The organism is Pseudomonas protegens CHA0 (genome assembly GCF_000397205.1).
Classification (GTDB): domain Bacteria; phylum Pseudomonadota; class Gammaproteobacteria; order Pseudomonadales; family Pseudomonadaceae; genus Aquipseudomonas; species Aquipseudomonas protegens.
Genome location: NC_021237.1, coordinates 1,634,282 through 1,647,298, shown reverse-complemented (window position 1 = coordinate 1,647,298; position 13,017 = coordinate 1,634,282). Strand labels below are relative to the sequence as shown.

Below are 13,017 nucleotides of genomic sequence, written 5' to 3'. Positions count from 1 at the left end.
TGCTCGGTGAAGTCGCACAATGCCATGAAGGCGCGACTATTGTGCCGATCCCCCCCTCTATATACTAGTGGGCTGTGTGGCTGCTTTGACTTGCCGATTCAGGCGTCTTGCGCCAACCCCTTCCCGGGTCGCTTTGAGCGGAATCCTTCAAATGAGCCAACAGTTTCAACACGATGTTCTGGTGATTGGCAGCGGTGCCGCCGGCTTGAGCCTGGCCCTGACCCTGCCCAGCCACCTGCGTATTGCCGTCTTGAGCAAAGGCGACCTCGCCAACGGCTCGACATTCAGGGCCCAGGGCGGCGTCGCGGCCGTGCTGGATGATACCGACACCGTAGAATCCCACGTCGATGATACCCTCAATGCCGGCGGCGGCCTGTGCCACGAGGATGCGGTGCGCTTTACCGTTGAACACAGCCGCGAGGCCATCCAGTGGCTGATCGACCAGGGCGTGCCCTTTACCCGCGACGAAGACTCCAGCAGCGACGACAGCGGCTTCGAATTCCACCTGACCCGCGAGGGCGGCCACAGCCACCGGCGGATCATCCACGCGGCGGATGCCACCGGTGCGGCCATCTTCAAGACCCTGCTGGCCCAGGCTCGGCAACACCCCAATATCGAATTGCTGGAACAACGGGTCGCCGTCGACCTGATCACCGAAAAACGCCTGGGGCTGGAAGGCGACCGCTGCCTGGGAGCCTACGTGCTCAACCGCAGCACCGGCCAGGTCGACACCTTTGGCGCACGCTTCGTGATCCTCGCCTCCGGCGGCGCAGCCAAGGTCTACCTCTATACCAGCAACCCCGACAGTGCCTGCGGCGACGGTATCGCCATGGCCTGGCGCTCGGGCTGCCGGGTGGCCAACCTGGAATTCAACCAGTTCCACCCCACCTGCCTGTATCACCCATTGGCCAAGAGCTTCCTGATTACCGAAGCCCTGCGTGGCGAAGGCGCCCACCTCAAGCTGCCCAACGGCGAACGCTTCATGCCGCGCTTCGACCCTCGGGCCGAGCTGGCACCACGGGACATCGTGGCCCGGGCCATCGACCATGAAATGAAGCGCCTGGGCATCGACTGCGTGTACCTGGACATCAGCCACAAGCCGGAAGCCTTCATCAAGAGCCACTTCCCCACCGTTTACGAGCGTTGCCTGGAGTTTTCCATCGATATCACCCGGCAGCCGATCCCGGTGGTGCCGGCCGCGCACTACACCTGCGGCGGGGTGATGGTGGACCAACAGGGCCGCACCGACGTGCCGGGCCTGTACGCCATTGGCGAAACCAGCTTCACCGGCCTGCACGGCGCCAACCGGATGGCCAGCAACTCGTTGCTGGAGTGCTTCGTCTACGCCCGTTCGGCGGCGGCCGACATTCTTCGGCAACTGCCCCAGGTGTCGATCCCCATCGCCCTGCCCGCCTGGGATGCCAGCCAGGTCACCGATTCCGATGAAGACGTGATCATTGCGCACAACTGGGACGAGTTGCGGCGGTTCATGTGGGACTACGTAGGCATAGTGCGTACCAACAAGCGCCTGCAGCGGGCCCAGCACCGGGTGCGCCTGCTGCTGGACGAGATCGACGAGTTCTACAGCAACTACAAAGTCAGCCGTGACCTGATCGAGCTGCGCAACCTGGCCCAGGTGGCCGAGCTGATGATTCTCTCGGCCATGGAGCGTAAGGAGAGCCGCGGCCTGCACTACACCCTGGACTACCCGCAGATGCTGCCCGAGGCCCGGGACACTATTCTGGTGCCGCCCACCTACGCCGGCTGAACTTGAGCCGCAGCCGCAGGCGCCGATGCTGGTCGGCGGCCTGCGCGTCCCGCGGTACACAGAGGGAGCGCACCCAGCGCTCCCCCCGCAGCCGAAAACGCAGCACCACGATCAATGGCAGCGCCAGGCTGTCGGGGCGCAACTGCACGGCCTGCCACCCCTCGGATCGACTCCACAGCTGCCAGCCTTCGGGCGAATGACGCAACCCGGTGAAGGCCCGTGGATGGCTCAAGAGAATCTGCCGCGGCAACACCCAGCCGGCGTGCAGCAGGCACAACCCTAGCCCCACGAGCCTGGCGACAGACGGAAGATCCAGCAGGAAAAACGCGCCCAGGGCGAACGCCTGGGCCAGCAGGTAGGCCGCCAGCAGTTGCCGTGAGGCACGCCAGCGGCATTCGAACAACCTACTTGGGTTGGACACGGTCCAGAATCATGCGGACCATGCGCTGCAGCTCGGGGTCCTCGGACTCGCTGCGCTCCATGAACCAGCCAAACATGTCCTGATCCTCGCACTCCAGCAGCTTGCGATAGCACTCGCGGTCGGTCTCATTGAGATGCGGGTACACCTCCCTGACGAACGGCACCAGCAATACGTCCAGCTCAAGCATGCCGCGGCGGCTGTGCCAGTAGAGGCGATTCAGTTCAACATCTTCAACCATGGAGCGCTCCTCAAATAGAGCGCAAGTATACAGCCCGGGGGAGACGAGAACAGTCGGCTTTGGTCGGTGGCCATCCATCCTTTGTGAACTATCCATTTCAGGGGCGCCCCCTTATGATGTGCTCCAGACTTTTTACCCTGCGATGAACCATGGCTGACTCCGCTTTTTTCTTCCCCCTCTCCCACGAAGGCGTGCTCGCTGTCCGCGGGCCTGACGCCAGCAAATTCCTTCAGGGTCAGTTGACCTGCAACCTCAATTACCTCAGTGACAGCCAGTCCAGCCTCGGCGCCCGCTGCAATCAGAAAGGCCGCATGCAATCGAGCTTCCGCATCCTTCTGGAAAGCGACGGCTGCCTACTGGCCATGGCCCGCGAGCTGATCGAGCCGCAACTGGCGGACCTGAAGAAGTACGCGGTGTTCTCCAAGGCCAAGCTTGCCGACGAAAGCGCCAGTTGGGCGCGTTTCGGCCTGGCCGATGCCCAGGTCGCCCTGAGCGGTCTGGGCCTTGAGCTGCCCGAGGAAGACGGCTCCGTGGCCCGCGCCGATGGCCTGATCGCCTTGCGCGTATCCAGCCAGCGCGCCGAACTCTGGGTGCCGGCCGAGCGCGCCGCCAGCCTGCGCCAGCAACTGGCCGCGCAACTGCCCGAGGGCGAGCTGAACCAGTGGCTGCTGGGGCAAGTCCGCGCCGGCCTCGGCCAAGTCATGCCCGAGACCCGTGAACTGTTCATTCCACAGATGCTCAACCTGCAGGCCGTTGGCGGCGTCAGCTTCAAGAAAGGCTGCTACACCGGCCAGGAAATCGTCGCCCGCATGCAGTACCTGGGCAAGCTCAAGCGTCGCCTGTACCGCCTTGCCCTGCCTGGCGACACCCTCCCCGTTCCAGGCACTGCGCTGTTCGCTCCCAGCCACAACAGCGCCATTGGCGAAGTGGTCCTGGCCGCCCGGGCGCAGCAGGGCGTGGAACTGCTGGCCGTGTTGCAGGCCGAAGCGGTGGAAGGGGGCGAACTGCACCTGGAAACACTCGAAGGGCCAACCCTGCAACTGCTGGACCTGCCGTACCAGCTGGATCGCGACCGCGAGATCCAGCGCTGATTGCCTGCCTTTTCTTGCAACACCCTAGAGAACTTACATGACTGAGCTGGCGCAAAAGGTCCAACAGGATTTGCTGGAGGCCATCGGCAACGATGACCTGGTTCTGCCAACCCTGCCGGAGGTGGCCCTGCAGATTCGCCAGGCAGCCGAAGACCCGGAAATCAGCGTCAGTACCCTGAGCAAGGTGATAGGCCGCGATACCGCGCTGTCGGCGCGGCTGATCAAGGTGGTCAACAGCCCCTTGCTAAGGGCGGCCCAGGAAGTCACCGACCTGCACACGGCAATCACCCGCCTGGGGGTCAACTACAGCAGCAACCTGGCCATCGGCCTGGTGATGGAGCAGATCTTCAACGCCCGCTCCGAAGTGGTGGAACAGAAAATGCGCGATGTCTGGCGCCGCAGCCTGGAGGTGGCCGGGGTCAGTTATGCGCTGTGCCGCAGCTACAGCCAGCTCAAGCCGGACCAGGCGGCCCTGGGCGGCCTGGTGCACCAGATCGGCGTGCTGCCGATTCTTACCTACGCCGAAGACCACTACGAACTGCTCTCCGACCCGGTCAGCCTCAATCACGTGATCGAGCGCATCCACCCGTTGCTGGGAGACAAGCTGCTGCGGGTATGGGAGTTCCCCGAGCAACTGGTGCAGATCCCCGGGCAATACCTGGACTTCAGCCGCCAGTCGAGCCGGATCGACTACGTCGACCTGGTCCAGGTGGCAACCCTGTACTGCCACAAGGACACCGAGCACCCGCTGTCGCGGATCGATGCCTTCAGCGTGCCGGCCTTCAAGAAGCTGGGGATAGACCCGGACAACAAGGCCATGTGCCTGGACCTGGAAGAATCCCGCTCCATGCTCTATTGAGCATCCCCTAGCCGGCTGTAAAGCTCACCCGCACCTTCAACCCCGACGGCTCGCCATCGTGCAGGCTGATCTGTGCCAGGTGCGCGCGACAGATCTCACCGACGATCGCCAGCCCCAGGCCCGAACCCGCACCCTGCTGATTGCGCCGGTAGAAGCGCTCGAAGACCCGGTCACGGTCTTCCAGGGGAATGCCCGGCCCATCGTCCTCCACCTCCAGCACCCCGGGCGGTGACACCCGCAGCACCACATTGCCACCCGGCGGAGTATGAGCCAGGGCGTTGTCCACCAGGTTGCTGAGCAGTTCATTGAGCAGGGTCGGTTCGCCCCTGAGCCACACCGGTTCGTCGGCCTCCAGGGCCAGGGCCACGCCCCGGGCGTGGGCCAGAGGCGCCATGGCCATGCCCAGTTCCCGGGCCAGCTGGCTGAGATCGAGCAACTGCGCCCCGCCCTCGGCGATCGCCCGGGCGCCGTTTTCCACCCGGGCCAGGGACAGCAACTGATTGGCCAGGTGGGTCAGGCGGTCGGTGCCCTGGGCAGCACTTTCCAGAGTGGCGCGCCAGGTATCCGGCTCACTCGCGCGCAAGCCCAGTTCCAGGCGGGCCTTGAGCGCAGCCAGCGGGGTGCGCAACTCATGGGCGGCCTCGGCGATGAACTGCGCCTGGCGCTCGAACTGCCCGCGCAGGCGCTCGGTGAAATGGTTCAAGGCGCGTACCAGCGGCCACAGTTCGCGCTGCACCGAGACCAGGGGCAGCGGCCGCAGGTCGTCCGGCTGGCGCTCTTCCACCGCCCCGCGCAGGCGTTCCAGGGGGCGCAAGGCCGCACTCACCGCAAACCACACCAGCACCAGGGCGCCGATGGCCAGCATGCCCAGGCGCAGCAGGGTATCGGCCATCAGGCTGCGGGCCATGGCCACCCGCGCCTCGTCGGTCTCCGCCACGCGGATTTCCGCCATGCCGTTCATGTTCGGCTCGCTGACCGCCTTGAGCAGGCTCACCACCCGTACGTTCTGGCCCTGGTAGCGGGCGTCGTAGAAGCGCGCCAGGGCCGGGTAATCATCGGTTCGCGGGGTGCCGGGCGGCGGCCCGGGCAGGTTCTCATAACCGGAAATCAGTGTCTGATGGATGTCGTTGACCTGGTAGTAGATGCGCCCGGCGCTGTCGTAGGCAAAGGTGTCCAGGGCCACATAGGGCACGTTGGCACTCAGGCTGCCATCGCGCTGGGACAAGCCGGCGGCAATGGTTCGCGCCGAAGCCAGCAAGGTCCGGTCATAGGCGGTATCGGCGGCCTCACGGCCGTTCCAGTAGGCGCTCAGGCCGCTGGCCAGCATCAGCACCACCAGCAGCAGTGCGAGGTTCCACAGCAAGCGCCAGCGCAGGCTGCTGGGCTTATGCATCGCGGCTTTCCAGCAGGTAGCCCAGGCCGCGGAAGGTGACGATGGCGACCGCATGGCCGTCGAGCTTCTTGCGCAGGCGGTGCACGTAGATCTCGATGGCGTCGGGGCTGGCCTCTTCGTCCAGGCCGAACACCTGGGAGGCCAGTTGCTCCTTGCTCATGACCCGGCCAGGGCGGGCGATCAAGGCTTCGAGCACCGCCTGTTCGCGGGAAGTCAGGGTCAGCAACTCCTCGCCCAGGGTGAAACGCCGGGTGTCCAGGTCATAGGCCAGCACTCCGCAACGCTGCTGGCGCTCGCCCCCCAGCACGCTGCGGCGCAACAGGGCCTTGACCCGGGCCTCCAGCTCGGTCAGCTCGAAGGGCTTGGCTAGGTAATCGTCGGCCCCCAGGTTCAGGCCGTGGACCCGGTCCTTGACGTCGCTGCGGGCGGTCAGCATCAGCACCGGCAGGTTCTTGCCGCGGGCCCGCAGGCGCGCCAGCACTTCGAAACCATCCATGCGCGGCAGGCCGACATCAAGGATCGCCACGGCGTATTCCTCGCTGCCCAGGGCCAGGTCGGCCGCCACCCCATCGTGCAGCACATCCACGGTCAGGCCGGTGCTCTTGAGCGCCTGGGCGATACTTTCGGCCAGTTGCAGATGGTCTTCCACGAGCAGGACTCGCATGGCTGTTTACCTCGTTTCAGGGGGGATCGACGCCGCTCTTTGGCGCGGAGTGTACCGCCGCAACCGCCGCTGTGAAGCCCGAAAGCCACGAAAGTGCACTGAAAGGTTAGCGAAAGGTTGGCCCTTTAGAGTCCCGCCACGGACAGTCTCGACTGCCCTGGCCGTGAAGGCCGCTGACCCGCAAAACGCCTCGAAGCGTTTTCGTCAAAATAAGAACAATAACGGAGTACTCCAGGATGCCATCCACGCACCCTCAGGCTGTCCAGCCCGCGCGTTTTTCCCGTCTGACCCCGACTGCTCTTGCCAGCGCCGCCACCCTTGCCGGTTTCGCGCCCTTGAGCCAGGCCGCCTTTATCGAAGACAGCAGCGCCACCTTCGAAACCCGCAACATGTACTTCAACCGCGACTTTCGCGACGGCACCAGCGCCCAGCAGTCCAAGCGCGACGAATGGGCCCAGGGGTTCATGCTCAACCTGCAGTCGGGCTACACCGAAGGTACCGTGGGCTTCGGCCTGGACGCCCTGGGCATGCTCGGGGTCAAGCTCGACTCCAGCCCCGACCGCACCGGCACCGGCCTGCTGCCGACCCACGATGACGGGCGCGCGGCCAACGAGTACTCCAAGCTCGGCCTGACCGGCAAGGTGAAGATTTCCGCCACCGAACTGAAAATCGGCAGCCTGATTCCGGAACTGCCGATCCTCAAGCCCAACGACGGGCGCATCCTGCCGCAGACCTTCGAGGGCGGCTTGCTGACCTCCAGGGAGATCAAGAACCTGACCTTCACCGGTGGTCGCCTGGACAAGGCCAAGGACCGCGATGACAGCAACTACGAGGATATCCGCCTCAACAACAAGAACAGCCGCTTCGCCGGCACCGTGGCCGGCAAGCACTTCAATTTCGGCGGCCTGGACTACAAGTTCACCGACAAGATCACCGGCAGCTACCACTTCGCCCAACTGGACGATGTCTACAACCAGCACTTTCTCGGCCTGGTAGCCTCCCAGCCCATGGGCCCGGGCACCTTCGGCACCGACCTGCGCCTGGCCATCAGCGACGACCAGGGCCAGGCCCGCGGCGGCAAGATCGACAACAAATCCCTCAACGGCCTGGTGAGCTACGCCCTCAACGGGCATAAACTCAGCGCCGGCTACCAGCACATGTCCGGCGACAGCGCTTTCCCCTACGTAGATGGCAGCGACCCATACCTGGTGAACTTCGTGCAGATCAACGACTTCGCCGGGGCCGAGGAGCGCTCCTGGCAAGCCCGTTACGACTTCGACTTCGCCAAGCTGGGAGTGCCCGGCCTGAGCTTCATGACCCGCTACCTCAGCGGCGACAACATTGCCCTGAAGAACGGCGACACCGGCAAAGAGTGGGAACGTAACACCGAGGTCAAATACGTAGTGCAAAGCGGCACCTTCAAGGACGTCGCCGTGCGCCTGCGCAACGCCACCTACCGTTCCAACTATTCGGCACGCGATGCGGATGAAGTGCGCCTGCTGGTGAGCTACAGCGTAGCGCTGTGGTAAGCCCCCCCTATCACGCTCCTACGAAAAACGGGTCGGGGATGACCCGGACATACCTACAACAACTCCTGTGGAGACGCTCATGGACCTTTCACTGCGCAAACTCGCCCTCGCCGCCGGCTGCATGTTGTTCGCCGGCCAGTTGCTGGCAGCCTCCGCCGAGCCCAAGCGCCCGGAATGCATCGCCCCGGCCTCCCCTGGCGGCGGTTTCGACCTGACCTGCAAGCTGGCGCAAAGCGCCCTGGTCAACGAGAAACTCCTGTCCAAGCCGATGCGCGTGACCTACATGCCCGGCGGTGTCGGGGCCGTGGCCTATAACGCGGTGGTGGCCCAGCGTCCGGCCGATGCCGGGACCCTGGTGGCCTGGTCCAGTGGTTCGCTGCTGAACCTGGCCCAGGGCAAGTTCGGCCGCTTCGATGAAAGCGCGGTGCGCTGGCTGGCGGCGGTGGGCACCAGCTACGGCGCCATCGCGGTGAAAAGCGATTCGCCCTACAAGAACCTCGACGATCTGGTCCAGGCCCTGAAGAAAGACCCGAGCAAAGTGGTGATCGGCTCCGGTGGCACCGTCGGCAGCCAGGACTGGATGCAGACCGCGCTGATCGCCAAGGCCGCAGGGATCAACCCAAGGGACCTGCGCTATGTCGCCCTGGAAGGCGGCGGCGAGATCGCCACTGCCCTGCTGGGCGGGCATATCCAGGTCGGCAGTACCGACATCTCCGACTCCATGCCGCATATCCTGGCCGGCGACATGCGCCTGCTGGCGGTGTTCTCAGAGCAGCGCCTGGACGAGCCGGAAATGAAAGACATCCCCACCGCCAAGGAGCAGGGCTACGACATCGTCTGGCCGGTGGTACGCGGCTTCTACCTCGGGCCTAAGGTCAGCGATGCGGAGTACGCCTGGTGGAAAGAGGCCTTCGACAAGCTGCTGGCCTCCGCAGAGTTCGCCAAGCTGCGCGACCAGCGCGAGCTGTTCCCCTTCGCCATGACCGGCCCCGAACTGGATACCTACGTGAAGAAGCAGGTAGCCGACTACAAGACCCTGGCCAAAGAGTTCGGCCTGATCCAGTGACCGTCCCTTTCTGACGGCCCGGCCCTCGCGCATCGGGGGCCGGGCCCGGGAGTTAGCCATGCTCGTTCAACGTCTCTTCGCCGCGGTGTTGCTGCTGGCCTGTGCCGGCCTGGCACTGATGGCCTGGCCCTACCAGGCGGCCTTTTCCTACGAACCGGTGGGCCCGCGGGCCTTCCCCCTGCTGATGCTCGGGCTGATGGGCCTGGCCCTGCTGTACATGCTGTTTCGCCCGGCGCCGATCAAGCACAGCGAAGAAGAACCGCCCCTGGACCGGCAGACCCTGACCAAGATCGCCCTCTGCGTGGCCTTGCTGCTGGTCTTCGCCGGGGCCTTCGAGCCCTTGGGCTTCATCGTCGCCAGCATTCTCATCGGCGTGCCCATGGCCCGCCTGTACGGCGGCCGCTGGCTGCCCAGCCTGGTGATCATCTGCCTGCTCAGTGTCGGCCTCTACTGGCTGTTCGACCGGGTCATGGACGTCCCCCTGCCCCTCGGCCTGCTCGACGTTCTGGAGAATTGATATGGATACCCTCAGCTATCTGGGCCAGGGCTTCGGCGTTGCACTGACCCCCTACAACCTGGTCACCGCCTTGTCCGGCACCCTGATCGGCACCGTGGTCGGGCTGCTGCCGGGCCTGGGCCCGATCAACGGCGTGGCGCTGCTGATCCCCATCGCCTTCGCCCTGGGCCTGCCGCCGGAATCGGCGCTGATCCTCTTGGCGGCGGTGTACCTGGGCTGCGAATACGGTGGCCGGATCAGCTCGATCCTGCTGAACATTCCCGGCGAAGCCTCCACCGTGATGACCACCCTCGACGGTTACCCCATGGCACGCAAGGGCCTGGCGGGCGTAGCCCTGTCGTTGTCGGCCTGGAGTTCGTTCATCGGTGCCTTCATCGCCACCTGCGGCATGGTGCTGTTCGCCCCGCTGCTGGCCAAGTGGGCGATCGCCTTCGGCCCGGCGGAGTACTTCGTGCTGATGGTGTTCGCCATCGTCTGCCTCGGCGGCATGGCCGGCGATCGGCCGCTGAAGACCTTCATTGCCGCGCTGATCGGGCTGTTCCTGTCGGCCGTGGGCATCGACGCCAACAGCGGCGTGTACCGCTTCACCGGGGACAATATCCACCTCACCGACGGCATCCAGTTCGTGGTGCTGGTGCTGGGCCTGTTCTCCATCAGCGAGATTCTCCTGCTGCTGGAAAAGACCCATCGCGGCCAGGAAGCGGTGAAGGCCACCGGGCGCATGATGTTCAACTTCAAGGAAGCGGCCTCGGTGTTCGTGGTGAACATCCGCTGCGGCCTGCTGGGCTTCATCATGGGCGTGCTGCCCGGAGCCGGCGCGACCCTGGCCAGCGCCGTGGCCTACATGACCGAGAAACGCATAGCCGGTGCCAGCGGCACCTTTGGCCAGGGCGACAAGCGCGGCCTGGCAGCCCCGGAAACCGCCATCGGCGCCTCGGCCTGTGGCGCCCTGGTACCAATGTTGACCCTCGGTGTGCCCGGTTCCGGCACCACCGCGGTGATGATCGGCGCCCTGTCGCTGTACAACATCACCCCCGGCCCGCTGCTGTTCCAGCAACAGCCGGATATCGTCTGGGGCCTGATCGCCTCGCTGTTCATCGCCAACATCATGCTGGTGATCCTCAACATTCCGATGATCCGTATCTTCACCCGCATCCTTGCGGTGCCGAACTGGGCCCTGGTGCCGGTGATCGCCATCATTACCGGGATCGGCGTCTATGCGGTACACGCCACCACCTTCGACCTGTTCCTGATGGTGGGCATCGGCATCTTCGGCTACGTCCTGCGCAAGCTGGACTTCCCGCTGTCGCCAGTGCTGCTGGGCTTCATCCTCGGTGGTCTGATGGAGCAGAACCTGCGCCGGGCGCTGTCGATTTCCAACGGCGCCATGGAGATCCTCTGGTCGAGCCCGATCACCGTCGGGGTCTGGGTGCTGACCGTGATCATGCTGCTGATGCCGCTGCTGCGTATCTGGCGCAAGCGCGCGGCCCAGCAACGTGCCGTGGCCGATGTCTGAATCCACTTGGAAACAGTGGTGGGGCACGCCCCTGGTGGGCCTGGTTGGCGGCTACCTCGCCAGCCAGATCGGCTGGCCGCTGCCGTGGATGGTAGGCTCGTTGCTGGCGATCATCCTGGTGCGCTGCCTGACGCCCTGGCAACTGGCGGAAATCCCCGGCGGGCGCAAATGCGGGCAATGGGTGGTAGGCATCGGCATCGGCCTGCACTTCACCCCGCAGGTGATGGAGCAGGTGCTGAGCCATTTCGGCCTGATCTTCTTCGGTGCCCTGGTCACCAGCCTGTCCAGCGTGGTCGGGGTCTGGCTCTTGCGGCGCACCGGCGAGGACCGGGCCACCGCGTTCTTCTCCAGCATGCCCGGCGGCTCCGGGGAGATGGTCAACCTCGGCGCGCGCAACGGCGCTGTGCTCAGCCGGGTAGCGGCCGGGCAGAGCCTGCGGGTACTGACGGTGGTGCTCTGTGTGCCGGCGGCGTTCAAGTACCTGCTGGGGGAAGGCACGCCCGCCCTGCATGCCGCTACGGTGGACTGGCGCTGGCTGGCCCTGCTGTTTCCGGCCGGTGCCCTGCTGGCCTGGCTCTGGCAGCGCCTGCGCCAGCCCAACCCCTGGCTGTTCGGCCCCCTGCTGCTCAGCGCGACACTGAACATCGCCTGGGACCTGCACATCGGCCTGCCCGACGGCGCCAGCCAGATGGGCCAGTGGCTGATTGGCAGCGGCCTGGGCTGCCACTTCAACCGCCAGTTCTTTCGCCGGGCCCCTTCGTTCATGGGCCGAACCCTGATCGGCACCGCCCTGACCATGCTGATCGCCGGCCTCGCAGCCCTGGGCCTGAGCGCCCTGACCCGCCTGGACCTGCGCTCGCTGACCCTGGGCATGATGCCCGGCGGCATTGCGGAAATGAGCCTGACGGCCGAGGTCCTGCAACTGTCGGTGCCATTGGTAACGGCGATGCAGGTCATGAGGTTGCTGTTCGTGCTGTTTCTCGCCGAGCCCCTGTTCCGCCACTGGAACAAAGGCCCCCTGTAGCCGCAGGCTGCGACAAGGTCCGCAGGACCTTCGGTGGCCGAACCACCGCCGCGTCCCCACGGGCCGTTCGCAGCCTGCGGCAGCGGCTACAGATATGCCTTGGTTCAAGTCGCGAGCGGGGTGGCCGCCAAGCAGCCTCCCCATCGAGCACTGGTTACAACGGCGGCAGGCGCCACTCGATCGGCGTCTCGCCGTTCTGCTCGAGGTATTTGTTGGTGCGGCTGAAGTGCCCGCAACCAAGAAAGCCGCGATAGGCCGACAAGGGCGAAGGGTGCACCGAGGTCAGCACCAGGTGCTTGGTGGCGTCGATCAGCTTCTGCTTGCTCTGGGCATGGGCGCCCCACAGCAGGAACACCAGGTGCGGCTGATGCTCGCTGACCACTTCGATGATCCGGTCGGTGAAGAACTGCCAGCCCTTGCCCGCATGGGAAGCGGCGTTCGCCCGCTCCACGGTCATGGTGGTGTTGAGCATCAGCACGCCCTGGTCGGCCCAGCTCTGCAGGTAGCCATGGTTGGGGATGTCGATGTTCAGGTCGCGCTTGAGCTCTTTATAGATATTCACCAGCGACGGTGGCGCGGGCACCCCGGGCTGCACCGAGAAGCACAACCCATGGGCCTGACCCGGCCCGTGGTAGGGGTCCTGGCCGAGGATCACCACCTTGACCTTGTCCAGCGGCGTGGAGTTCAAGGCGTTGAAGATCATCGGTCCCGGCGGGTAGATTTCCTTGCCGGCGGCATGTTCCTGGCGCAGGAACTCCCGCAGTTCGCTCATGTAGGGCTGGTCGAATTCGGCACGCAGGGCCTCCTTCCAGCTCGGTTCGAGTTTGATACGATCGTCAGCAGTCATGGCCATGCCCGTGAAAAAACAATGGCCGCACCCTAGGAAAGCCCACTTCGCTTGTCAATTGATCTGACACAGAACCGGCACTTT

General features: G+C 65.1%; 13 protein-coding genes. 8 read left to right on the top strand and 5 right to left on the bottom strand.

Translation table 11 applies throughout. From position 1 onward, the window contains the following. Positions 1–151: 151 nt before the first annotated feature. The gene (gene nadB, locus PFLCHA0_RS07405; RefSeq protein WP_011059787.1) at positions 152–1,768 is read left to right on the top strand and encodes an L-aspartate oxidase; all 1,617 of its coding nucleotides are present in this window, start codon (positions 152–154) and stop codon (positions 1,766–1,768) included. Here the strand turns inward: nadB and PFLCHA0_RS07400 are convergent. Then, positions 1,737–2,189 carry a protein YgfX gene (locus PFLCHA0_RS07400; RefSeq protein WP_015634517.1) on the bottom strand — a complete coding sequence of 151 codons (453 nt, stop codon included), beginning with the start codon at positions 2,187–2,189 and terminating at the stop codon, positions 1,737–1,739. The two genes, nadB and PFLCHA0_RS07400, sit on opposite strands and share 32 nt — an antisense overlap. Continuing rightward, positions 2,173–2,427, bottom strand: a complete 255-nt coding sequence (locus PFLCHA0_RS07395; protein WP_011059785.1) for an FAD assembly factor SdhE — start codon at positions 2,425–2,427, stop codon at positions 2,173–2,175. Before PFLCHA0_RS07395 ends, PFLCHA0_RS07400 begins: the two co-directional genes overlap by 17 nt. Positions 2,428–2,576: 149 nt before the next feature. On the opposite strand from PFLCHA0_RS07395, the gene ygfZ reads away from it, so the two are divergent. Both ygfZ and PFLCHA0_RS07385 read left to right on the top strand, forming a co-directional pair. Beyond that, positions 2,577–3,518 (top strand): CAF17-like 4Fe-4S cluster assembly/insertion protein YgfZ, encoded by a 942-nt coding sequence (gene ygfZ / locus PFLCHA0_RS07390; RefSeq protein WP_015634516.1) that lies wholly within the window; start codon positions 2,577–2,579, stop codon positions 3,516–3,518. Positions 3,519–3,555: 37 nt separating this feature from the next. Continuing rightward, on the top strand, positions 3,556–4,377 hold the full coding sequence (locus tag PFLCHA0_RS07385; protein ID WP_015634515.1) for an HDOD domain-containing protein: 822 nt from the start codon (positions 3,556–3,558) through the stop codon (positions 4,375–4,377). Positions 4,378–4,384: 7 nt separating this feature from the next. Here the strand turns inward: PFLCHA0_RS07385 and PFLCHA0_RS07380 are convergent, their stop codons facing one another. Then, positions 4,385–5,770, bottom strand: a complete 1,386-nt coding sequence (locus PFLCHA0_RS07380; protein WP_011059782.1) for a sensor histidine kinase — start codon at positions 5,768–5,770, stop codon at positions 4,385–4,387. Beyond that, the gene (locus tag PFLCHA0_RS07375; protein ID WP_011059781.1) at positions 5,763–6,434 is read right to left on the bottom strand and encodes a response regulator; all 672 of its coding nucleotides are present in this window, start codon (positions 6,432–6,434) and stop codon (positions 5,763–5,765) included. Before PFLCHA0_RS07375 ends, PFLCHA0_RS07380 begins: the two co-directional genes overlap by 8 nt. A 236-nt stretch (positions 6,435–6,670) precedes the next feature. Between PFLCHA0_RS07375 and PFLCHA0_RS07370 the strand changes: the two genes are divergently transcribed. The 5 genes from PFLCHA0_RS07370 (at position 6,671) to PFLCHA0_RS07350 (ending at position 12,086) form a co-directional block, all read left to right on the top strand. Then, complete coding sequence (locus tag PFLCHA0_RS07370; protein WP_015634513.1) at positions 6,671–7,963, top strand: OprD family porin; 1,293 nt, start codon at positions 6,671–6,673, stop codon at positions 7,961–7,963. A gap of 79 nt (positions 7,964–8,042) precedes the next feature. After that, a complete protein-coding gene (locus tag PFLCHA0_RS07365) occupies positions 8,043–9,029 on the top strand; it encodes a Bug family tripartite tricarboxylate transporter substrate binding protein (RefSeq protein WP_015634512.1) in 987 nt (328 codons plus the stop codon). A gap of 58 nt (positions 9,030–9,087) precedes the next feature. Further along, positions 9,088–9,546 carry a tripartite tricarboxylate transporter TctB family protein gene (locus PFLCHA0_RS07360; RefSeq protein WP_011059778.1) on the top strand — a complete coding sequence of 153 codons (459 nt, stop codon included), beginning with the start codon at positions 9,088–9,090 and terminating at the stop codon, positions 9,544–9,546. Position 9,547: 1 nt separating this feature from the next. Further along, a complete protein-coding gene (locus PFLCHA0_RS07355; RefSeq protein ID WP_015634511.1) occupies positions 9,548–11,062 on the top strand; it encodes a tripartite tricarboxylate transporter permease in 1,515 nt (504 codons plus the stop codon). Beyond that, positions 11,055–12,086: an AbrB family transcriptional regulator gene (locus tag PFLCHA0_RS07350; RefSeq protein ID WP_015634510.1), complete on the top strand. Its 1,032-nt coding sequence runs from the start codon at positions 11,055–11,057 to the stop codon at positions 12,084–12,086. Before PFLCHA0_RS07355 ends, PFLCHA0_RS07350 begins: the two co-directional genes overlap by 8 nt. A 154-nt stretch (positions 12,087–12,240) precedes the next feature. On the opposite strand, the gene ung is transcribed toward PFLCHA0_RS07350, so the two are convergent. Further along, positions 12,241–12,933, bottom strand: coding sequence for a uracil-DNA glycosylase (gene ung, locus PFLCHA0_RS07345; RefSeq protein WP_041120579.1), 693 nt, complete (start codon positions 12,931–12,933; stop codon positions 12,241–12,243). Between the last annotated feature and the right edge of the window lie 84 nt (positions 12,934–13,017).

Coding starts and splice junctions, on each gene's coding strand:
- PFLCHA0_RS07365 (WP_015634512.1), top strand. CDS start 8,043: ATGGACCTTTCACTGCGCAAACTCGCCCTCGCCGCCGGCTGCATGTTG.
- PFLCHA0_RS07350 (WP_015634510.1), top strand. CDS start 11,055: ATGTCTGAATCCACTTGGAAACAGTGGTGGGGCACGCCCCTGGTGGGC.
- nadB (WP_011059787.1), top strand. CDS start 152: ATGAGCCAACAGTTTCAACACGATGTTCTGGTGATTGGCAGCGGTGCC.
- PFLCHA0_RS07360 (WP_011059778.1), top strand. CDS start 9,088: ATGCTCGTTCAACGTCTCTTCGCCGCGGTGTTGCTGCTGGCCTGTGCC.
- PFLCHA0_RS07385 (WP_015634515.1), top strand. CDS start 3,556: ATGACTGAGCTGGCGCAAAAGGTCCAACAGGATTTGCTGGAGGCCATC.
- PFLCHA0_RS07375 (WP_011059781.1), bottom strand. CDS start 6,434: ATGCGAGTCCTGCTCGTGGAAGACCATCTGCAACTGGCCGAAAGTATC.
- PFLCHA0_RS07370 (WP_015634513.1), top strand. CDS start 6,671: ATGCCATCCACGCACCCTCAGGCTGTCCAGCCCGCGCGTTTTTCCCGT.
- ygfZ (WP_015634516.1), top strand. CDS start 2,577: ATGGCTGACTCCGCTTTTTTCTTCCCCCTCTCCCACGAAGGCGTGCTC.
- PFLCHA0_RS07380 (WP_011059782.1), bottom strand. CDS start 5,770: ATGCATAAGCCCAGCAGCCTGCGCTGGCGCTTGCTGTGGAACCTCGCA.
- PFLCHA0_RS07355 (WP_015634511.1), top strand. CDS start 9,548: ATGGATACCCTCAGCTATCTGGGCCAGGGCTTCGGCGTTGCACTGACC.
- ung (WP_041120579.1), bottom strand. CDS start 12,933: ATGACTGCTGACGATCGTATCAAACTCGAACCGAGCTGGAAGGAGGCC.
- PFLCHA0_RS07395 (WP_011059785.1), bottom strand. CDS start 2,427: ATGGTTGAAGATGTTGAACTGAATCGCCTCTACTGGCACAGCCGCCGC.